Source organism: Roseateles sp. (genome assembly GCF_965262435.1).
Taxonomy (GTDB): Bacteria; Pseudomonadota; Gammaproteobacteria; order Burkholderiales; family Burkholderiaceae_C; genus Paucibacter_A.
In genome coordinates this window covers 1,670,645-1,691,595 of the sequence record NZ_OZ253537.1, presented here as the reverse complement: position 1 = coordinate 1,691,595, position 20,951 = coordinate 1,670,645, and the positions used below count along the sequence as shown (strand labels likewise).

General features: G+C 66.9%; 16 protein-coding genes and 1 pseudogene. 13 read left to right on the top strand and 4 right to left on the bottom strand.

Going from position 1 to position 20,951, the window contains the following annotated elements:
- Nucleotides 1-220 precede the first annotated feature (220 nt).
- Both ACQY39_RS07290 and ACQY39_RS07285 read right to left on the bottom strand, forming a co-directional pair.
- On the bottom strand, nt 221-1,627 hold the full coding sequence (locus ACQY39_RS07290; RefSeq protein WP_428504822.1) for a hypothetical protein: 1,407 nt from the start codon (nt 1,625-1,627) through the stop codon (nt 221-223).
- Nucleotides 1,628-1,659: 32 nt separating this feature from the next.
- Nucleotides 1,660-2,328 carry an SDR family oxidoreductase gene (locus ACQY39_RS07285; protein ID WP_428504820.1) on the bottom strand — a complete coding sequence of 223 codons (669 nt, stop codon included), beginning with the start codon at nt 2,326-2,328 and terminating at the stop codon, nt 1,660-1,662.
- 200 nt (nt 2,329-2,528) lie between these two features.
- Here ACQY39_RS07285 and ACQY39_RS07280 point away from each other — a divergent pair, with 200 nt between their 5' ends.
- The 12 genes and pseudogenes from ACQY39_RS07280 to ACQY39_RS07225 all read left to right on the top strand — a co-directional run bounded on the left by ACQY39_RS07280 (nt 2,529) and on the right by ACQY39_RS07225 (nt 18,438).
- The gene (locus tag ACQY39_RS07280; protein WP_428504818.1) at nt 2,529-6,245 is read left to right on the top strand and encodes an AAA family ATPase; all 3,717 of its coding nucleotides are present in this window, start codon (nt 2,529-2,531) and stop codon (nt 6,243-6,245) included.
- 68 nt (nt 6,246-6,313) lie between these two features.
- On the top strand, nt 6,314-7,690 hold the full coding sequence (locus ACQY39_RS07275; RefSeq protein WP_428504816.1) for a hypothetical protein: 1,377 nt from the start codon (nt 6,314-6,316) through the stop codon (nt 7,688-7,690).
- Nucleotides 7,691-7,703: 13 nt separating this feature from the next.
- On the top strand, nt 7,704-8,177 hold the full coding sequence (locus tag ACQY39_RS07270) for a hypothetical protein (RefSeq protein WP_428504814.1): 474 nt from the start codon (nt 7,704-7,706) through the stop codon (nt 8,175-8,177).
- Nucleotides 8,178-8,184: 7 nt separating this feature from the next.
- Complete coding sequence (locus ACQY39_RS07265; RefSeq protein ID WP_428504812.1) at nt 8,185-10,722, top strand: ATP-binding SpoIIE family protein phosphatase; 2,538 nt, start codon at nt 8,185-8,187, stop codon at nt 10,720-10,722.
- 49 nt (nt 10,723-10,771) lie between these two features.
- Nucleotides 10,772-11,116: an STAS domain-containing protein gene (locus ACQY39_RS07260; protein WP_428504810.1), complete on the top strand. Its 345-nt coding sequence runs from the start codon at nt 10,772-10,774 to the stop codon at nt 11,114-11,116.
- 23 nt (nt 11,117-11,139) lie between these two features.
- Nucleotides 11,140-11,577: pseudogene (locus ACQY39_RS07255) on the top strand (hypothetical protein); the annotation flags it as partial.
- A gap of 137 nt (nt 11,578-11,714) precedes the next feature.
- Nucleotides 11,715-12,809 (top strand): hypothetical protein, encoded by a 1,095-nt coding sequence (locus ACQY39_RS07250; protein WP_428504808.1) that lies wholly within the window; start codon nt 11,715-11,717, stop codon nt 12,807-12,809.
- 12 nt (nt 12,810-12,821) lie between these two features.
- Nucleotides 12,822-14,666 (top strand): uracil-xanthine permease family protein, encoded by a 1,845-nt coding sequence (locus ACQY39_RS07245; RefSeq protein ID WP_428504806.1) that lies wholly within the window; start codon nt 12,822-12,824, stop codon nt 14,664-14,666.
- Nucleotides 14,667-15,097: 431 nt separating this feature from the next.
- Entirely contained in the window at nt 15,098-15,673 is a 576-nt protein-coding gene (locus tag ACQY39_RS07240; RefSeq protein ID WP_428504804.1) for a DarT ssDNA thymidine ADP-ribosyltransferase family protein, read from the top strand.
- Nucleotides 15,670-16,314 carry a type II toxin-antitoxin system toxin DNA ADP-ribosyl transferase DarT gene (darT, locus tag ACQY39_RS07235; RefSeq protein ID WP_428504802.1) on the top strand — a complete coding sequence of 215 codons (645 nt, stop codon included), beginning with the start codon at nt 15,670-15,672 and terminating at the stop codon, nt 16,312-16,314. Before ACQY39_RS07240 ends, darT begins: the two co-directional genes overlap by 4 nt.
- Complete coding sequence (darG, locus tag ACQY39_RS07230) at nt 16,314-17,399, top strand: type II toxin-antitoxin system antitoxin DNA ADP-ribosyl glycohydrolase DarG (RefSeq protein WP_428504800.1); 1,086 nt, start codon at nt 16,314-16,316, stop codon at nt 17,397-17,399. Before darT ends, darG begins: the two co-directional genes overlap by 1 nt.
- Before the next feature lie 442 nt (nt 17,400-17,841).
- Complete coding sequence (locus ACQY39_RS07225; RefSeq protein ID WP_428504798.1) at nt 17,842-18,438, top strand: PIN domain-containing protein; 597 nt, start codon at nt 17,842-17,844, stop codon at nt 18,436-18,438.
- 215 nt (nt 18,439-18,653) lie between these two features.
- Here ACQY39_RS07225 and ACQY39_RS07220 read toward each other — a convergent pair whose 3' ends face one another.
- Nucleotides 18,654-19,454 (bottom strand): helix-turn-helix domain-containing protein, encoded by an 801-nt coding sequence (locus ACQY39_RS07220; RefSeq protein ID WP_428504796.1) that lies wholly within the window; start codon nt 19,452-19,454, stop codon nt 18,654-18,656.
- 129 nt (nt 19,455-19,583) lie between these two features.
- Between ACQY39_RS07220 and ACQY39_RS07215 the strand changes: the two genes are divergently transcribed.
- Nucleotides 19,584-19,883 carry a DUF2834 domain-containing protein gene (locus tag ACQY39_RS07215; RefSeq protein WP_428504794.1) on the top strand — a complete coding sequence of 100 codons (300 nt, stop codon included), beginning with the start codon at nt 19,584-19,586 and terminating at the stop codon, nt 19,881-19,883.
- Between the two features lie 458 nt (nt 19,884-20,341).
- Here ACQY39_RS07215 and ACQY39_RS07210 read toward each other — a convergent pair whose 3' ends face one another.
- The gene (locus ACQY39_RS07210; RefSeq protein WP_428504792.1) at nt 20,342-20,731 is read right to left on the bottom strand and encodes a 50S ribosome-binding protein YggL; all 390 of its coding nucleotides are present in this window, start codon (nt 20,729-20,731) and stop codon (nt 20,342-20,344) included.
- Between the last annotated feature and the right edge of the window lie 220 nt (nt 20,732-20,951).

Here is a 20,951-nt window from a genome sequence, read left to right as displayed (position 1 = left end):
GGCGGAGCGGATTATTCAAGAGCAGCGGCCCGCCCTACCCCCCGCAGGCACGGGTGTGCAAAGTTGGCACTTGAGCCCCGGTCTGCCGGCCCGAGGCCACACAGACCCGATGCCATCGGGCTTCTCCGGTCGGCTGCGCCTCCAGCGACGCCAAACGCCGAATCCCCCCTGACTCAGGGGGTGGCCGGTTCGGCATCGTGCGCCGCGATGCCACGCTTCGTCAGAGCGGTGCCAGCGGCCAGCTGCGGCTGAGGCCGCCGGGGCTGGGCGTCACCGGCTTGGCCCAGGGCAGCACACGCAGGCTCAGCCCGTCCTCGCTGAGCGTGATGCGCTCGCGCTGGCTGGGCGTCAGGTCCTGCCGGGCCAGCCAGGCGCCACGTTCGGCCACGGGGACGTGTTGCGTGGCAAGGGCCAAGGCCAGCTGAGCCACGCGGTGGTCCAGCAAGAGATCAGCCTGCTTGGCCGGGTAGTCGTCAAACGCCGGGTGGGCCACGCTGAGCAAAATGGCACCGATCGTGTTGCGAAAGGGCATGCTCCACAAGGAAAAGTCGGGGGCTGGCTGCGCCTGCATGCGGCGCAGCAAAGCCTCGGGCCCGTCCTTGGCCGCCTCATGCTGCTGCAACCACCAGGCATCGTTGGCCTGCTGGGTGCGCTGCGGCATGAAGCCGAAATTGCACTTCAGCCGCTCCCAGGCCGAAGCCTCGGCCAGCAGGATCACGGGCTGAGCCTCGTCTGGCAGCTGCACCCGGCCGCACAACTGGACCAGCTCGCGGCCCACCTGTGCTTGGACATAGGCCTCTGCCGGCATCCAACTCGCCGCGTCGGCTGCGCGCGCAGGCAAGGGGCCGAGCAGCGGCGCCAACAGGCCCGCGCGGCCGGGCTCACGCGCCAGCAATGCGGCAAGGAGCTGCAGCTGCTGGCGCGACTGTGACCAGGCTACCGACTGCGCGATCAGACTTTGCGCACCGCTGATCTGGGCCTGAGTCAAAACCTGGCCGCGACCCAAGGACTGCGCCAACAAGGTCGAATCCCCCGCCAGCTGAGCCTGTGCGGCCTGCAACTGAAAGCCACGAAGGCACACATTGGCCCCTTGAACGTGGTTGGCTCGGGGCAGCGCCGCATACTGATCCAGAACTTTGCGCAGCTCAGAGCGGGCCTGGGCCATCGGCTCTTCGAACACCCGGCGTCCAGCGCCCAGGGCATCGGCGATGGCGGCACAACGGCCGAGCAAGAGCTCTTGTTCACGCAGGACTGCTGCCAGCGCCACGGCCTCTTGCGACCATCTGGCCAGACAGTCCTCGCGAGTCCAATTGCAATTCCAAAGAGGGTCTTTGGGCGAGGCCAGGACGGCGTGCAGAGCAAGCGCTTCGCCACCCGCCCAGACAGCCTGGCCGCGCGCCAGCGGCGCTTCGTTCGCAGGAGCCAAGAGCCCGGCCAGATCGAAGAACACATTGGCCTCGGGCGGCGCCGTCGTGGGGCGCAGCTGCAGCGCAGAGGGCCGAGGTTGCGGCGCTGCATCGACCCAGCGGTTGTTGCTGGCCAACCAGGCAAGCACCAGTCCGATCACGAGCAGACAGCTCAGGCCCAGTGCCCACAGCAGGCCACGGCCTGCCCTCTTCAAGTTCATAGAGTCCCCAGCAGCTATTCAGTTAGGCCCGCTCACCAGCTCAGGCGCTCGCCATCGTAATTGATGAAGCTGCCGTTGTCGGCCGCGCTCAAGCCGGCCATCACCGTGCGCATGCCGGCCACGCTGGTCTGCACATCGATGTCACCGTCGGCGCCGCCCATATCGGTGCGCACCCAGCCGGGGTGGAAGCTGATGCAGCAGGCCTTGTCCTGCATCAGCAAGGAGGCGTCCTTCAGCACCGAATTGACCGCCGCCTTGGACGCGCGGTACAGCCAGCCATGGCTGCCGCTGCGCAGGCTGATCGAGCCCATGCGCGAGGAAATGATCGCCAGCCGCGAGCCCGGCGCCAGCGCATCCTGCAGCTGCGGCAGCACCCGCATGGGGCCCAGCACATTGGTCTGCATGACGGTGTTGAACTCCGCCTCGGTCGGCGTTTGCAAGCCTGTGGTTCGGCTGCCGAAGACCCCCGCCACCAGGGCGATCTGGTCGAAGGCATAGCCGTCGATCTGCCAGGCCAGGCCAGAAGCGCTGGCCGTGTTCATCACATCCAGCTTCAGCGCCACCGCGCCCAGCTCGCGCAGGCGCTGCAGCCCGTCTTCATCGCGCGCCGTCGCCACCACCCGGTCGCCCGCCGCGCGCGCCTGGCGCACCCATTCCAAACCAATGCCGCGCGAGGCACCGACGATCAAGACTGAGGCCATGTTCAAGACTTCCAAGGGGGATGGGAGCGGCGATTCTGCCCCAGCCCCACGAGCCGTTCACACGTTGATCCATCCCAGCTCACCTCCCCGTCACATGCCCCGGGCATACTCTCGCCTGATTCTTTTGCACCATGCCGCCCCAGTTCCCCGAGTTCACGGCTGCCTCTGCGATCCGCGCACGGCCTTCTCCTGACACAACCTTGCCCCAGCTTCGCCTGCTGGGCGGCTTCGACTTGCGCGGGCCCCAGGGTCAGGTCTTGCCCCTGCCCTACGACAAGGTGCGCGCCCTGCTGGCCATGCTGGTGCTGCAGACCGGGCCGCTGGCGCGCGAGCTGCTGGCCGACACCCTCTGGCCCGACTCCACCCTGGAACAGGCGCGCGCCAATCTGCGCCGTGCCCTGTTCGACCTGCGCCGAGTGCTGGCCCAGCTCTGGCCCGAGCAGCCGGAACTGGAGCCCCTGCAAAGCGACAACAAAAAGCAGCTGCAGCTGCGCGCCGACCTGGCCTGGCAGCTGGACTGCCGCGACTTCGCCCTGGCCCAGCTGGACGCCGCCACGCCACAGCCCGAGGCGCGCCGCCAGGCCTTGCAGCAAGCCCTGAGCCTGTACCGCGGCCCCTTGCTGGACGGCCTGCAGCTGCCCGAAGCGCCCGGCTTTGAAGCCTGGCTGCAGCCGCGCCGCGAGGCCTTGCAGCGCCAGGCCCAGCAGCTGCTGGAGACGCTGGGCCAGCTGCATGAAGACGCCGGCGAGCCCGAGGCGGCCCTGGCCTGCGCCCGCCGCGCCCTGGCCCAAGACCCCTGGTGCGAGCCCGCCCTGCGCCGCTGCATGCGCATGCTGGCGCCCACAGCCGCAGGCGAGGCCCTGGCCTTGTTCGAGCAGTTCCGCGGCCAGCTGCAGGCCGAGCTGCAGCTGCAGCCGCAAGCCGCCACCCAGGCCCTGGCCGAAGGCCTGCGTCAGCCCGCAAGCCACGCGCCCGAAGCCCCAGCCACCCGTGCCGAACGCCGCCGCGTGGTGGCCCTGGCCTGCGAATGGGAAGCGCCGGCCGACGAGGCCGATCGCGAGGCCGAGGCCCTGGCCGCCGCCCTGCAGGCCCGCATGCAAGCCGCCCGGCGCTCGCTGCAGGCGCGTGGCGCCCATGTGCAGCGGGCCGAAGGCGGCGAGCTGCTGGCCTTCTTCGGCCACCCGCGTGCGCAGGAGCAGGCGCCGCGCCTGGCCCTGGACGCCGCGCTGGAACTGGCGGCAGAGCAAGACACCGAACACGAGCCCTGGGCCCTGCGCCTGGGCCTGCATGTGGGTTGGGTCCACGCCGACCCCGAGCAGGCCTCGCCCGACAGCGTGGGCGCGCTCTCGCGCCAGGCGCGCAAGCTGGCCCTGCAGGCCGAGGCTGGGCACATCCGCGTCAGCGCCGAGCTGCAACAGCAGAGCGAGCGCCATCACCGCTTCACCGCCCCCGACGCCACAGGCGGCAGCGCCGAGCTGCTGGGCGCCCGCCCGGTGCAAGCGGCCAGCCGCCTGGACACGATCAAGCCCATGGTCGGCCGCAGCGCCGAGCTGGCCCAGCTGCAGCAGGAATGGGCCCGCGCCCAGCAGGCCGCACGCACGGTCTGGGTGCAAGGCGAGCCCGGCCTGGGCAAGACCCGGCTGCTGCTCGCCCTGCGCCAGCACTTGGCCCATGACACAGGCCAGCCCGCCCCGCCAATCTCGCAACTGCACTGCCGCCCCGAGTACCGCCACACCCCGCTTCAGCCGGTGCGCGCCACCCTGCGCCGGCGCCTGGGCGCAGCCCTGGAGGGCGACGAAGCCCAAGCGGAACAGGCGCTCGGCCTGCTGCTGCAACACGCGGGCATCGCCCCGGCCGCGCAGGCTGGCGCGCGCAGCCTGCTGCGCCCCTTGCTGCTGCAGGCGCAAGCCAGCGTGCCCACGAGCGAGCCTTTGCACAAGCGCGAGCTGCAAACCCTGCTGTGCGAGCTGTTCGAAGGCCTGGCCCAGGGCCGGCCGCAGCTGCTCGTGCTGGAAGACCTGCATTGGGTCGACCCGTCCACCTTGGAGCTGCTGCAGCTGCATCTGCAGCGCCCGGCCGAAAGCCGTGCCCCAGGCCTGCTGCTGCTCAGCTCACGCGAAGCTCCGCCCGAGGATCTGCTCGGCAGCCTCGACCTCTGCCTGAACCTGCAGCCCCTGCCGACAGAAGACATGGGCCAGCTGATCGACCAGCTCGACGGTGCCCCGCCGCCCGCCGCCCAGCGCCTGCAAGTGCTGCAGCGCGCCGGCGGCGTGCCCCTGTTTGCCGAGGAGCTGGCGCGCTCGCTGCGCCTGCGGCCCGAGGACAAGGTGCCCGCCACGCTCTGGGATCTGCTGGCCGCCAGCCTCGACCGCCTGCCGCCCGAGGCCAAGCGCCTGGCCCAGGGCGCGGCCTTGCTGGGCAGCAGCTGCTCGCCCGCCCTGCTGCAAGAGCTGCTGCAGCTGCCGGCCGGCCCGCTGGCCCAGCAGCTGGCCCAGCTGGAGCGGCTCGACCTGCTGCAAGCCCACGGGCCCGAGCACTGGCAGTTCCGCCATGCCCTGATCCGCGACGCGGCGCTGGAGACCCTCAGCGCCGCCGAGCGCCGCGCCCTGCACCGCCGCGCCGCCCAGGCCTTGATGGGCCCGTTTGCCAGCCTGGCCGCCGATGCGCCCGAGGCCCTGGCCCAGCATCTGCACGCCGCCGGCGACCCGGTGGCCGCGCACTACTGGCTGCAGGCAGCCGAGCGCGCCGCCGCCCAATCGGCGCACCAGGAAGCGCGCCACGGCTTCGAGCAAGGCCTGGCCGCCCTGCAGCTGCCTGAGGCCACGCCCGCCCTGGTGCAGCGCCTGCGCCTGCCCCTGCTGATGGGCCTGGGCCATGGCCTGCTGGCTCTGGAGGGCTATGGCTCGCCGGCCGCACGCCAGTGCTACCGCCAGGCGCTGGAGGCCTGCGACGAGCCCGGCGCCAGCAGCGGCCCGGGCCAGCGCTTCCAGGCGCTCTGGGGTCTGTGGCTGGGCAGCCGCAGCGGCCCGGACGAGCGCCCCGTGCTGGCCCTGGCGCAGGAGCTGCAGACGGTGGCCGCCGACACCGGCGATGCCGCCGCCGCTGTGCAAGCGCGTTATGCCCTGGGCAACAATCTGTTCTTCCTGGGCCAGCTGCACGCCTCTTGCGAGGCCCTGGCCGAGGCCGCTGCGGCGGGCGAACGCCTGCCCGCACGCCAGCGCACCCAGCTGACCCAGCGCTTTGGCGAGCACGGCGGCATTGCCGCGCGCGCCATGCTGGGCTGGCCCCTGGCCCTGCAAGGCCGCGTCGACGAAGCCCTGGAGCAAACGGATCTGGGCCTGCAGCAAGCGCGCCAGCTCGGCCATGCCCATACCCTGGGCTTCGCCCTGGCCATGAACGCGGTGCTGCTACGCCATCTGCGCCGGCCCGAGGCCGCCTTGCCGCTGAGCCTGGAGCTGCTGGCCCTGGCCCAGCGCCATGGCCTGGCCCTGTGGCAGGCCGTGGGCGCCCTGGTGCTGGGCTGGAGCCAGGCGGCCGGCGGCGACCCGGCCGGCCTGCTGCCCATCCGCCAGGCGGCCAGCGCCTCGGCCGTGGCCATGCCCAGCACTGAGGCCACGTTTCTGTCCTTCCTGATCGAAGCCCTGCTGAACCTGGGCCAGGCCGAAGAGGCCCTGGCGCAAGCGGACGCCTGCCTGCCCAAGGCGCGCGAGCGCCAGGAGTTCTACCTGCTGCCCGAGCTCTGGCGCATGCGCGCCCAGGCGCTGGCGGCCTTGGGCGAGCCGCGCGCCGAGGTCGAGCACGCGCTGGAGCAGGCCCAGCACGCCGGCCAGGCCATGGGTGCGGAGCTGCTCTTGCAGCGCACGGCCAGCCAGCGCCAGGCCTTGCCGACATTCGATTCAACGCAAATTCAACGCTGACCCGCCAAGCTCCCGCTCAGTTTCAGACCCGCCAGCCATGACGCGGGTCACAGCGAGGGGATGCTTTGATGCAGACAAGACGAGAACGACGAGCCGGGCGAGCAGCCGCCGCCTGGGCGCTGGCCGGCGGCATGGGCTTGGCGGGCCTGCTGGCTGGCGCCAGCGCGCAGGCGGCAGGCGAGGCCAGCGAGAGCCAGGGCAGCACGCTGCGCTTCTCCGGTTTTGCCACCCTGGGCCTGGCCCACAACGACAACGCCACGGCCGGCGTCACCACCTCCTTCTCCCAGCTGCGGCCGGTGCAAAAGGGTTGGTCGGCCAATATGGACACGGCCCTGGGTCTGCAGCTGGAATGGCAGCCCGCCCAAGGCACCACGCTGCAAGTGCAAGCGGTGGCCCGGGCCGGCGAGGACATGCAACCGCGCCTGCGCATCGCCGCCCTGCGCCAGCAGCTGGGCCAGGGCCTGAGCCTCAACCTGGGCCGCCTGCGCAGCCCGCTGTTCTTTGACTCCAGCGTGGCCGAGATCGGCTACGCCAACCTGAGCGTGCGGCCTGCGCCGGCCATCTACGGCGTGGTCAACAGCGTGGCCAGCCTGGACGGCGCCGACCTGCAGTGGCGGCTCAACCTTGGTGACGCCAGCCTGCTGGCGCAAGTCTTCGGCGGCCGCTACGACTACACCCACCGCTTCAACAACTTCTCGCCGGCCATCTCGGCCGACGCCAGCCTGCGCGGCCTGCTCGGCTTCAGCCTCAGCGCCCATCTGCAGGACCTGACCCTGCGCGTCTCGCGCACCGAGATCAAGCGCTATGAGCTGCGCTCCGAGCAGGTCAGCCAGATCAACAGCGGCCTGAGCCAGATCAGCGGCGCCCTGCAGCAGCTGGCGATGAACCCCATGCTGCCGCCGCCCATGCTGGCCGCCCTGCAGGCCAAATCGCAAGGCCTGGAGGCCCTGCGCAACCCCTTCGACAACCGCCCCGTCTACACCAGCATCGGCCTGGACGGCAATTGGCAGCGCTGGCGCCTGCTGGCCGAGCTGACCTGGATGAACCCGCACAACGACCTGGTCGGCCGCGGCCGCGGCTACAGCGTCACGCTGGCGCGCAGCATCGGTGACTTCACGCCCTATCTGAGCGTGGCCCAGCTGAAGCGTTCGGGCGCCAAGCTGAACACCGCAGCCTTGGGCCCCACCGGCCTGGACCCGCAGCTCGACGGTGCACTGAACCAGCTGCAGCAAGGCTTTGACCGCGCCCAGCAATTCGCCGACATCAGCAGCCGCTCGCTCAGCCTGGGCCTGCGCTGGGACTGGCGCGAGAACATGGCGCTCAAGACCCAGCTCGACCTGATGCGCACGCCCAGCCCCGGCACGCCCGGCCCGCTGGCCGTGCCCACCCTGCCCTTCAACCACAAGCTCCAGCTGTTCAGCGTCACGCTGGACCTGGTGTTCTGAGGAGGGCCCCGCCATGAAATTGCACCTGCACTCCTCCCTGCTGCCACGCGTCGCCTTGCCCATGACGGCCCTGCTGGCCCTGTTCTGGGTCACCGCGCCCCAAGCCGCCCTGGCGGCCAACGAGCTGATCGTCATCGCCCACAAGGATGTGGCCCTGGACAAGATCAGCCCCGAGCGCGTCACCCAGATCTTTCTGCGCCAGCAGCAGAACTGGCCCGACGGCCAGCCCATCCAGCCCATCGATTTGCGCGAAGGCAACGGCTTGCGCCGCAGCTTCTACGACCAGGTGACCGGCCGCAGCCCCGGCCAGCTGCGCGCCTACTGGGCGCGCCAGAGCTTCACCGGCATGGGCCTGCCGCCGCGCCAGGTGGACAGCGATGAGGACGTGACCCGCCTGGTGCAAAGCACGCCGGGCGCCATCGGTTATGTCTCGCGCAAGCCCAACGGCGCCGGCGTGAAAGTCCTGCTGACCGCCAATTTGGACTGACCCGGCCATGAAAGCCGCCGCCACCGACCCCGGCCTGGAGCAGGCCTCCTGGCTGCGCCTGCTGGCGCCGGCCAGCTGGTTGTCGGGGCGGCTGAGTTTTTCGCGCAAGTTCCTGCTGGTCGGCGCGGTCATGCTGCTGGCCCTGGCCTTGCTGAGCTGGCCCCTGCTGCGCAAGGCCGGGCAAGACGCGCAGAGCGCCGAGCTGGAACGCCGCGGCCTGGCCGCCCTGGCGCAACAGGCGGCCGTGCTCAACACCCTGGTGCGCCAGCGCGGTGAACTCAAGGCCGAACGCGCCGACAAGCAGGCCGCCCGCGCCGAGCTGAAAGTCCTGTTGGACTGGGCGGCCGCGCCGCCCTTGCCGAACAGCGCCCTGCCCAGCACCCTGCCCGCCCTGGCCCAGCGCCTGCAGCAGCAATGGCAGCAGCTGCAAGACCTGGCCGCGCAGGACGATGACGCCCAGCGCCGCTTTGCCGCCCACACCGGCACCATCAATGCCTTGCTGGCCCTGATGCGCGAGAGCGCCCGCGCCCACCGTCTCAATGTCGACCCGACGCTGGACGCGGCGTTTGAGATGCTCAGCCACCGCTTGCCCCTGCTGATGGAAACCTTGGCCAAGCAGCAGGACGCGCTGGCCCTGTCCAGCGACAGCATGGCCAGCTACGCCGTGGCCGCCCAGGTGGTGCTGAGCGAGGCCACGCCGGCCCTGCGCGCCGGCATGCAGCAGCTGCTGGCCCCGGGCGACCGCGCCGGTCTGCAGGCCCAGCTCGATGAGCTGCTGGCCCGCATCGAGCGCCAGCAAGACGCCGTCGACAAGGTGCTGGACACACCGCAAGCCCTGTCCGAGCTGCGCCCCATCGCCAGCGCCAACCTCGCGCAAGCCCAGGCCCTGCTGGTGGCCAGCACCGTGCAAGCCGATGCCCTGCTGCAGGAGCGCCTGACCCAGCTGCGCCGCAGCCAGTGGCAGGTGGGCGCCCTGCTGGTGGGGGCGATGGCGGCCATCGCTTACCTGTTCGCCGGCATTTACGTCTCCACCCTGCGCTCGCTGCGCCGGCTCTCGCAGGGCACGCAAGACTTCTGCGCCGGCCGCCTGGACACCCGCATCCGCATCGACACGCAGGACGAGCTGGTCCTGGTGGCGGGCAACTTCAACACCGTGGCCTCCGAGGTCGGGCGCCTGCTCGATGTGATCCGCGAGCAGAACGAATCGCGCCAGCGCGAGCTGGAGCGCCTGGTGCAGCAGCGCACCCTGGAGCTGGCCGACAAGAACGACCAGCTGCACCTGGCCGCCCTTCGTGTGCAGGAAGAGCTGGAGTCGGCCCGCGACATGCAGCAGGCCATCCTGCCCCAGCATTTCCCCGACACGGCGGACTTCTCCATGCAGGCCTGCATGAACCCGGCGCGCGAGCTGGGCGGTGATTTTTATGACTGCTTCGCCCTGCCCGAAGGCCGCTGGGGCTTTCTGGTCGCCGATGTGGCGGGCAAGGGCGTGGGTGCGGCCTTCTTCATGGCCGTCTCGCGCACCGTCTTGCAAGACCTGGCGCAGGCCGACCTCGGCCCCGAGGAAGTGCTGGCCCGCGCCAATGAAGTGCTCAGCGGGCGCAACCCGATGGAGCTGTTCGTCACCGCTTGCTATTGCATCTACGACCCGCGCGACGGCAGCCTGGCCTACGCCAGCGCCGGCCACCCGGCGCCCCTGCTGCGCACCGCACTGGGCGAGGTGCTGACGCTGAGCTCGCCCTGCGAAGTCGCCTTGGGCGTGCTGCCCGGCATGAGCTACAGCCGCCAGCATGCCCGCCTGGCCTACGGCGACACCCTCTTGCTCTACACCGACGGCATCACCGAGGCCTTCGATGCCGCCGAACAGGCCTATGGCGACGACCGCCTGATCGCCTGGCTGCGCAGCAGCCGCGAGCCGCAAGCCGCCGCCAAGCTGGCCAGCCTGGTGCGCGATGTGGCCGCCTTCGTCGGCGGCGCCGAGCCCAGCGACGACCTGACCGCCCTGCTGCTCTGCCGCAAGCCGCAAGGCGAAGCCGCCACCGACCTGCTCATTCCCTCCACCACCGACACGCCCGCCAGCCCACAAGCCCGAGGAGCTCTGACCGTGAGCCATGCCCCCCTGGAATTGAAGAACAAGACCCTGCTGCTGGAGTACCGCCTGGACAGCCGCGTCGAGGAGATCGCCGCCCTGGCCGAGGCCGTGGACGAAGCCCTGGCCGAGCGCCCCGACCTGGCCTTTGCCGTCAACCTCTGCCTGGAAGAGCTGATCACCAACACCATCCAGCACGGCTTGCACGGCGCGCCCGACCGCCCCATCCATGTGCGGCTCTCGCGCTCGGACGAATGGCTGGAAATCATCCTCAAGGACGACGCCCCGCCCTTCGACCCCTTCGTCGAAGCGCCCGCCCCCAGCCTCAACGCCAGCGTCGAAGCGCGCGAAGTGGGCGGCCTGGGCGTGCACATGGTCAAAACCATGATGGACGAGGTGCGCGCCTTCTACGACGGCAGCGGCAACCTGATCGTGCTCTTGAAGACCCTCAAGCGCTAACGCTGCTTTCCAGCGCCACCCAAAATTCGACCTGAAGAAAGACACCCCCATGAGCTTCGAACACCACAGCAGCGATGAGCAAGGCGCCCGCCTGGTTCAACTCAAGGGCCGCATCGACAGCGCCACCGCCGGCGCCTTCGAGCTGGCCGTGCAAGACCTGTTCGCCACGCCCGGCGCCCGCGCCCTGCTGGACTTCGCCACCGTGGACTACATCTCCAGCGCCGGCCTGCGCGTGGTGCTGATGGCGGCCAAGCGTGCCAAGCAGGCGCAGGGCCGCCTGCTGCTCTGCGGCCTGCCCCAGCATGTGCGCGAGGTGTTCGAGATCAGCGGCTTCCTGAAGATCATCGACAGCGTCGCGGACCGCGCTGAGGGTCTGCGTCAACTGAACGCCTGACTGCAGATTCGCACGGTTCCTCCATGAGCATCTTCATCAGCCTGTTCGCCGGGCTGGGCCTGTTCTTCATCGGCGTTCGCCTGATCAGCAGCAATCTGCGCCAAGTGATCGGCCGCCGCCTGCGCCAGCTGATCGCGCGCGCCGTCACCGGCCCGGGCTCGCTGGCCTTGTTCGGCCTGCTGGCCGGCGCGGTGATGCAAAGCGTCAATGCCGTCATCCATGTGCTGGTGGCCCTGGTCACCGCCGGCGCCATGGACCGCAAGCGCGCCTTCCCCATCATCCGCTGGGCCAACCTCGGCACCTCGCTGCTGGCCCTGGTGGCCGCCATCGACCTGCACGCCCTGGCCCTGTGCCTGGTCGGGCTCACCGGCATCGCCTACTACCGGCAGATCGACCAATCGACCCGCTGGCGCCATGCCGTGGGTGCCCTGCTGGGACTGGGCCTGCTGTTTCTGGGCACCGATTTCATCAAGAGCGGCGCCGCCTGCTGCGCACCGAACCTTGGCTGCGCCTGCACATCAGCGAGCTGGGCGTCTGGCTGCTGCCCAGCTTTGCCATCGGCGCGGCCGTGGCCTGGGCGGCGCAATCATCCACCACCGTGGTCGTCATCACCATGAGCCTGGCGGCCGGCGGCCTGATCGGCTGGAACGGCGGCGCCATGCTGGTGATGGGCGCCGGCCTGGGCTCGGCCGCCTCGGCCTGGAGCCTGGCCGGCCGCCTGCAGGGCAGCGCCCGCCAGCTGGTGCTGTTCCAGGTGCTGCTGCGCCTGCAGGGCCTCTTGCTGACGCTGGCGTTTTACGCCGGCAACCGCTGGCTGCTGGATGACCCCTTCGGCCGCCTGCTGGACCAATTCCAGATGGGCCTGCCGGCGCGGCTGGCGGCTTTCTACATGGTGGTGCAGCTGCTCAGCGACCTGGCAAGCCGCGCGCTGGAGGCACCCTCGCTGCGCTGGCTGGAGGCCTGGGCCGCGCCCTCGCTGCAAGAGAACCTGAGCAAGCCGCATTTCGTGCACGACGAGGCCCTGGACGAAGCCGAAACCGCCCTGCTGCTGGCCGACAAGGAGCAGCAGCGCCTGCTCGCCTGCCTGCCCGCCTACCTCGACGCCTTGCGTCAGGACGCACCCGAGGCCCTGACCTCGGCGGACACACGCCAGGCCGCCGAGAGCCAGGTGCTGCAGCTCTGCGAGCAGTTCCTGGTGGAGCTGGCCGACCGCCAGCGCAGCCGCGATGTGCTGGAACGCAGCATGGTGCTGCGCGACCGCAACCGCCTGCTCGCCTCGCTGCAGGAATCGCTGGTGGAGCTGCACCAGGCCGCCCAGGTGGCCGGCGGTGGAGATGTGCGTGATGTCGATGAAGCCGGCCGCGCCACCGTGGCCCAGCTGCTGGACCAGCTGGTGCAAAGCCTGCACCTGATGCTGGAGGCCCTGGCCGAAACCGCCGCCCGCGCCCAGCCCGACGCCGAAGACCTGGAGCTGCTGCGCAGCCTCACCCACGACCGCTCGGAGCTGATGGACGGCATCCGCCGCCGCCTGCAAGGCAGCGATCTGGAAGCCGGCCTGCGCCAGGCCGTGTTCAGCGCCACCACCGTGTTCGAACGCTGTGTCTGGCTGGCGCGGCGCTATGTGCTGCTGCTGGACAGCCCCCTCACGGCCAAGGTTACGGCCATGGCCACGGCGCCCTCCACCAAGACCTGAGAGTCCCACACCTTGATCCACCACGCTCTGAGCCGCTGGCTGCCCCCGTCCAAGCCGGTGCGCCGGCCCTTCGAGCTGATCTACGCGGCCGATGAATGCCCGCCGCGCGGCGCCCTGGGCCTGCTGGCCTTGCAACATGCGGCCACGGTGCTGGCCCTGATCGCCCATGTGCTGGCCGCCGCCAAGATCGCGGGTTTAAGCCTGCCGCAAACCCACTCCATCGTCGCCATGACCCTGCTGGGCATGGCCATGGGCACGGCCCTGCAAGCCTGGGGCGGGCGCTGGGGCAGCGGCACCCTGCTGGTGTTTCAGCCCGACCCGATGATGATCACCGTGGCCGGCGCGGCCATCGCCAGCTACGGCCTGGGCTCCCTGGTGCAGGTGAGCCTGATCGCCGCCGGCGTCACGCTCTGCGTGGGGCCGCTGATGCGCCATCTGCGCGCCCTCTTCCCGCCCACCGTGGTGGGCACGGTGGTCTGCATGGGTGGCTTGGGGCTGGTGGAGCCGGCCATGCGCAACGCCTTGGGCATCCATGAATCCGCCCAGGTGGCGGGCGGCTTGCAAACCCTGCAGATCGACGGCATCAGCGCCCTCATCTCGGGCGCCACCCTGGCCAGCATCGTGGTGCTCTCGGTCTGGGGCGGGCGGCGCTTCAAGCTGCTGGGTGTGTTGGCCGGCTTGCTGATGGGCCTGCTGATCGCCGCGCTCAGCGACCGCCTGCTGGGCCTGGAGTGGCTGCACAGCGCGCCCTGGCTGGCCCTGCCGCAGCCGATCGCGCCCAGCTTCAACCTGGGCCCCGAGATCATCTTTGCCATCGTGCTGATCGCCACGCTCAACCAGCTGGACAACATCGGCTGCCTGATCGTGATGGACAAGACCGACAACGCAGACTGGCGCCGCGCCGACATGCAGATGGTGGGCCGCGGCATCCGCGCCAACGGGGCCAGTGATTTTTTGAGCGGCCTGTTCGGCAGCTTCCCCACCGCGCCCAGCTCGGCCAATATCGCCCTGGTGCACGCCACCGGATCCAGCAGCCGCTACATCGGCCTGGCCTGCGCGGCCCTGCTGCTGCTGGTGGCCCTGAGCCCGCTGCTGACCATGGCGCTCACACTCATCCCGCAAGCCGTGCTGGGCGCCATCTCGCTCTACGCCGCCGCCTACCTGATCGTCTCCGGCATCGAGATGATCGCCACCCGCGCGCTCGACAGCCGCGGCATCTTCATGGTCGGCTTGTCGCTCTGCGCCGGCCTGGCCACCATGCTGATGCCGGGCCTGAGCCAAGGCCTGCCCGAAGGTGTGGCCATGCTGGCCGGCGATGGCTTTGTGGTCACCGGTGTCTGCGTGATGGGTCTGAACCTGCTGTTTCGCCTCGGCACCCGCATGCGCGCGAGCTGCGAGCTGGACCCGGGCCTCGGACCCATCAACCACCAGCTCACCGCTTTTGTCGAGCGCCAAGGCGCCGCCTGGGGCGCCCGCATGGACATCGTCCGCCGCGCCGCCCTGGCCGCACTGGAAGCCAGCGAAGCCATTCAAGCCGCCGGTGGCGGCCGCCTGCTGGTGATACGCGGCAGCTTTGATGAATTCAACTTCGACCTGGAGCTGCTGCACGAGGGCGAGCCGCTGCGGCTGGGGGGATCGGCTGCGGGGTTGGGCGATGGCTCAGCGGGCGAAGCTGCAACGGCGGAAGCGCCGTTGGATCTGGATGCGTTGATGGACAGCGATGAGGACATTGAACGCCAGCTCGACGCCGCCATGGCTCGCGTCTCCGGCGTCCTGATCCGCCACCTGGCCGACAAGCTCAGCAGCGCCAGCCTGGGGGCGGGGCAGGCGGTGTTGAGGTTGCATTTTGATCATTGAGGGCGCATCGGCAGCTTAGAGGCAAGGCGATATTCGGCTAGGAGTACTTCAGACTTAAGGCTGGCCCTTAGGCCCCTCTTTGGCCCCTTGACCCTCAGGCCCTCAGGCCCTCAGGCCGTTTACGTAGCGAATGCTGCTAAGCCCAAGCCTTAAGAACGCTTTTCATCTTGGGGAGCTATCGAGAGGACAAGCTTTGACGGCAGGACGAAGGTCTGCTTTGCTAAAGAAAGCTGATAGTCGCGGCCACGCACCGAGAGGGTGCTGTAAGCCTGTAGCCAACTCGACTCCGCGAGCGACGGCTGTGCAGCAAGTCTTGTCTGCGACGCCCAGCAGCCAAGGTTAGGATGTCGACCGCCCCCAAAAAGCAATCACCCAGGTCGCGATGACTCGCAGATCTTCAATGGGAGCGCCTGAAGCAGCCGGGGGAGGCAATGAAAGACGATATTCGCGCGAAGAAACTGCTCTACCACTTGACAAGCTTGAACAACATTCGGTCCATTCTCGAAAACGGCTTGCTACCGAGGTCGAGCTTGAACAACTTTGTCGACGTGGCTGATCCCGAAATCATTGAGGACCGAAAGCGGCTGCGCCTCGAGCGCCACGTCCCGTTCCACTTCTTTGCAAAAAATCCTTTTGATGGGCGTGTGCAGCGTGACGATCCGCGAAGGCGGTTCGTGCTCATTGCCGTACAAAGAGAAGTTGCTCGAGCGAAGGGCTGGAAAATCATCCCAAAACACCCCTTGGCCGGAGGGCAGATTGAACTGCATGACTACGACGCTGGAATGGAAACGATCGACTGGGATGTCATGAATAGGCGTGACTACTCGGATCAGCACTGCAAGTGCGTCTGCATGGCCGAATGTTTGGCACCTGGGCCTGTTCCCCCGGACCTGTTTCATTCGATCTACGTCAAAGATGACGAAGCGCAGGCACAGGTGCTTGCGATGCTTGATGGGCAAGACCGTGTGCCGCACGTTAACGTCGCGCCAGCGATGTTTTCCAAGTGAACTACGCAAGCCTCAATCCTGAGAAGGCGTTAATTTGGCGCATCCTCCATAAGGACAATTTACCGTGGGTACTTCAGAACGGTGTGCATTGCGGCAACAGTTCAATTCGCTCTCCTAAATGGGTGAGCATTGGAAATGCCGAGCTGATTGACAAGCGCGCAGGGCATCCGATTCCAACCTCCCCAGGAGGGACTCTTGGGGACTACGTTCCCTTCTACTTCACGCCGTTCTCAGTGATGTTGCGCAACATCCATACCGGCTGGAACGGGATCAAGCACGTGCCTAACGCCGACATTGTCATCTTGGTGTCCAGCCTGCGCCGCGTTAGCGAGCTCAAGTTGCCATTTTTATTCACTGACCGCCACGCCTATAGCGGCCTAGCAAACTTCTACGATGATCTTGCCCGACTAGACAAGGTCGACTGGCCGCTTCTTCAACGTCGCGATTTCAAGCGCGACCCCGAGGATCCTGGCAAGCTGGAGCGGTACCAAGCGGAGGCCTTGGTGCACAGACATTTACCGCTGGCCGCCCTGCTAGGTGTCGTGTGCTACACGGATGTTGTCCGAGCCGATATCGAGTGCACAATGCATGCCCGGAGCGTAGCACTGCCCGTGCACACACGCCCCAACTGGTACTTCTGATGATCACTTACACCCAAGGCAACCTACTCGAATCCCACGCCGAAGCGCTGGTTAACACGGTCAACACCGTGGGCGTGATGGGAAAGGGGATCGCCTTGATGTTCAGAGAGCGGTTCGACCGTAACTTCAACCTTTACGCCGCCGCGTGCAAAGGTAAGCAGGTGAAGGTCGGACAGATGTTCGTAACCGAAACGGGCGAGCTCGATGGACCGCGCTGGATCATCAATTTTCCGACCAAGGACCACTGGAAAGGCAACTCGCGGCTAGAGTGGGTGGAGTCCGGGTTGGAGGATTTAAAGCGAGTCTTGCGTGCGCGAAAGATTCGCTCCGTGGCCGTTCCTCCGCTCGGTGCTGGCAATGGTGGGCTGGATTGGCCGACAGTCAGGGCGCGAATCGAATCCACTTTGTCTGATCTCGAAGATGTCGAGGTCATCGTCTACGAGCCCACAAACCAGTACCAGAATGTAGCCAAACGTGCGGGCGTGCAAAAACTGACTCCCGCTCGCGCGCTGGTGGCAGAAGCGGTGCGTCGCTACTGGGTGTTGGGCATGGAGTGCAGCCTACTGGAAGTGCAGAAACTTGCCTGGTTCCTGGAACGCAGCCTGAACCACCTGGGCCTGCGCAATGATCTGAAGCTCAACTTCGTGCCTCACCGATACGGCCCGTTTGCCCCGAACCTCAACCATCTTCTCAATAGCTTGGACGGCAGCTACTTACGCTCTGACAAGCGCATCGCCGACGCTGGTCCGCTGGATGTGATCGGATTCGACGACGGGCGCAAGGAGTTGGTGCAAGGCTATCTAAAGAGCGAGGCCAAGGACGTGGCCCCCGCACTTGAGCTGGCAAGTCGGGTGATCGACGGATTTGAATCGCCGTTCGGCATGGAATTGCTTGCCTCGGTGGACTGGTTGCTGAGCCGCAAAGGCATTGCGCCCGAGGTGCCGGCCTTACTTGCTGGATTGGCGAATTGGCCGGCGGATGGTGACGCTGGCGCTGGCAAGCGTAAGAGCGAGATTTTCGACGAACGTTCCGTGGGCATTGCTCTACAGCGACTGCTTACCAGCCCGCTCTACGCTCCCGCTTGACGCTCCTTTCTAGCGCGCTTAAGGGTCGCTGGCGTAAGGGCATGGCCTTAGGAGAGTGGCATGAGGGTCACCCATTAGCCGCCCCTGTCAAGTAGCAAACACACACCCCTGCCCCGCAAGAGCGCACTTGTTCACCTCCTTACTCAAGACTGAGTTCCCCGCTCGTCGAACTCACCGCGCACTTGGTTCTCAATGCATGGTTGCGCCGCAGCGCACCAGTCACCCATCAGGATCATGGCTGCGCGTATTCGCTTCTTGTGACCCAGCGCTCTGTGATCCCGCGCTGTGTATGGCCTGTCCCCGCGCTATGCGCCTGCGGATCAGGCCCTAGATGCGAAGTCATCTCGGAGCCGAGCTGGTACTCCGATTTAGACTGCCGACAGGGAGAGACCGCACAGACTGGCCGTCAGATTCGCAGCCAGCGATCGGTCACGAATTGCAATTGAAGACAAACCACGTCCTGATTGACTATGAGAACGTTCAGCCAGAGGTCGCCGATGCCTTGGCAAGGGAGGTTTTCCAAGTCTGGGTGTTTGTTGGTGCGCAGCAAGCCAAGGTCAAGTTTGATCTTGTTGAACTCGTTCAGCGAAAAGGCGGCGCTGCCAAGATCATTCGCATCAGTGCAACAGGGCGCGATGCACTTGATTTCCACATCTCGTACTACTTGGGCAAGTTGAGTCAGGAGTTTCCTGACGACTTCTTCCATGTCATCAGCAATGACACGGGCCTAGACCCCTTGCTCTGCCATCTGACTGAAAAAGGTGTGCGCGCAGCACGGTGGAAGAGTGTTTCGGACGTACCGATAGTAAAAGCACCAGCCGAAACTGGTGAAGACGAGAAGCTGTCGAGAATTCTGGAGTTCCTCGTGAGGCGAGGCTCTCAACGCCCAGCTTCATGGAAGACATTGATCGGCTCCACGTCTGCGATCTTTCAACCCAAGTTGGGAGAGCTTGAGACTGAGCGTTTGCTGAAAATTCTCGAGGCTAACGGTGTTTATGAGCGTGATGGCACGAAGCTGAGGTACGGCTTACCTGACTAAAGCGGACCAAGAGAGTCAGCCCATAGATTTGAGCTTCAGTCAGCAGCTCAGTTGCCATGAGGATTTGAGAGTCGAGGCCCAACCCAGCGCTTCGAGGCCTTAACTCACTCCCGCCCCATCTCCTGCAAAAGGCTCCTCACCATAGTGGTGATGATGTCCACCGCCGGGCCGTTGGCGCTGAGGAGCGCATGAGGGCCAGGCCCTAAAACTACTCATCAAGCCGCGGCCTCCAACACCGCACGGGTTTTGGCGTCGGCCGGGAAGACATGCTCCACCCGCAGCGAGGCCAGCGTGATGTCTTGCGGCGTGCCGAAGGTGGAGAACATGCTGAAGAAGGCCAGCTCGCCGTGGACGGTGGCGAAGCGGGTGGTCAAGACCGGGGCCAGTTGGCGCGTCCAGGGCGCCAGTTGTTGGCCGCCCAGGCGCGCTTGAAACTGCGCCGCCAACTGCTCCACACGGGCTTGCAACTCGGGCACGACCGAGGCGTCGTCGCGCAGATGGGCCAGCATGGCGGGGGCCACTTCGTCGAGGTTGCTGATGTGGCGGCTCATGCCTTCGGGGTGCAGCAGCAGGTCCAGCATATTGAGGCTCTGGCCCGGTGGCTGGTCGGCCAGCCAGGGCATCAGCGTCAGAGCCATCCAGCGGGCGCCTTGGTTCATTTGCAAGATGTTCCAGCCGGCGTCCATCACCATGGCGGGCAGCGGGTCATGGGCCGCCAGCATCAGCGTCAGGGCCTCGCACACCGGCGCCAGTACCGCCGCGCCCAACTCATGGCCGCTGTAGGCGGCGGCAAAGCCGGCTTGTTGCAAGGCGGTGTTGCGCAGGGCCAGCGGCGCTTGCAGCTCCTGCAACCAGGCCAGCAGCAGCTCACGGCTGGCCTGGGCCCGCCCGCTCTCGACAAAGCTCACATGGCGCTGGCTCACCCCCAGGCGCAAGGCCAGGTCCAGCTGACTGATGCGGCGCGCCTTGCGTGCGCTTTGCAGGGTTTCGCGAAGTGAGGGGCTGGCGGCGAGCATGAGCGGATTCCACCACAGCCCGGCCGCCTCTTCTCAATGATCTGCGAGGTAATTGCGGCGCTGGTGCGGGACTCGGACACTGCCCTTCTTCATTCGATTTTTGACAGCGAGTAAGGAAGGAAACAAGCCATGAACAAGCCCGTGTTGATCGTTGTGCTGCTGCTCTTCAGCGCCTTGAGCGTCTACGCCGTGCAGCATGCCGGCGGGGTCCTGGAGTTGGTGCAAGTGCTGCTGCGCATCCCCGAGGGTTGGCAGGTGATGGCCGATCTGATCATCGTCATGGTGTTGCTCTTGGTCTTCATGCGCCGCGACGCGCAAGCCCAGGGGCGGCCGTTCTGGCCCTGGGCGATCTTCTCGCTGGTGGTGGGCTCCTTCGGGCCTTTGCTCTACTTCATCACCGCGCGCCGCAGCCGCGAGCGTGGGGCATGAGGGTCAGGCTTTCAATTTGAAGACCCCAAGGCCCTTAGCTGAGCTCCCGAGGCACGAGGGTCAGGCCTTAAATCTGAAGTCCCCAAGGGCCCCCGCTCACCCCCGCCCATCTCCTGCAACAAGCTCCTCACCTTGGTGGTGATGATGTCCACCGCCGGGCCGTTGGCGCCGTGGGGCAGGATGACATCGGCGTTGCGCTTGGTCGGCTCGATGAACTGCTTGTGCATGGGGCGCACGGTGTTCAATTAGCGCTGCACCATCGACACGGTGGTTCGGCGGGAAGGTGTAGGTCACTTCGATTGGCACCAAGGCCTCGTTGCCATGGCTCAGCGGGTGGGGTATGACGACCAGACGACAGGTAGGTAAAGGCCAGGGCGCAAACACCTAGGTTTGTCGAAGGCTGGCTCCACAGTTCCGCACGCACCTTGTCTCAACTCGCCTGGTGTTCAGCGCCTGAATCACACCGAAGGTTCTCGGTGCTCAGTCGGCGGTCGGTACACATACTGTGGACCACAGTGCCAACTGTCCGTGTACTCCCCCGTGACGACCGCACTGACCTCGCTCCTGGACAGCAACCAGGTGGTAATGGCCTCACGGTCCACCTCGGTGACAGAGCCCGGCCGCATGGTGGACAGGTACGAATCGTCCCAAAAGCCGCCGTATGCAAGACCACGTGGGTCGATCACCTGCGCCAGGAAATCAAAAGTCAGAGACAAGCTTTCTTCCCGGCTCAGCTCCCGCTTGAACTCCACCTTGACCGAAAACCCCAACTCACGAAATTCACCAATTCGGAGCTTCTTGCGAAGTCGGCGGCTGCGATGCCTAGCTTGAGGTGGGTTGTATTTCATGGTGCGATCAGAGTCAGCTTTAAGTACACGTTGTAGAACATTTCACCACCCGCCAGAGACGCCTGATGCAGATGGAGGAACATGAAGGTCATGTCTTGAATATGAAGCTCCCTGGAGCGTCAGCTCAGCACCCAGCATGACCCGCCCCTTGCGCATCGAATTCCCCTGCGCCGGGTGTCAAGTCACTGCACGCGGCGAACGGCGTCAGCCCATCTTTGAA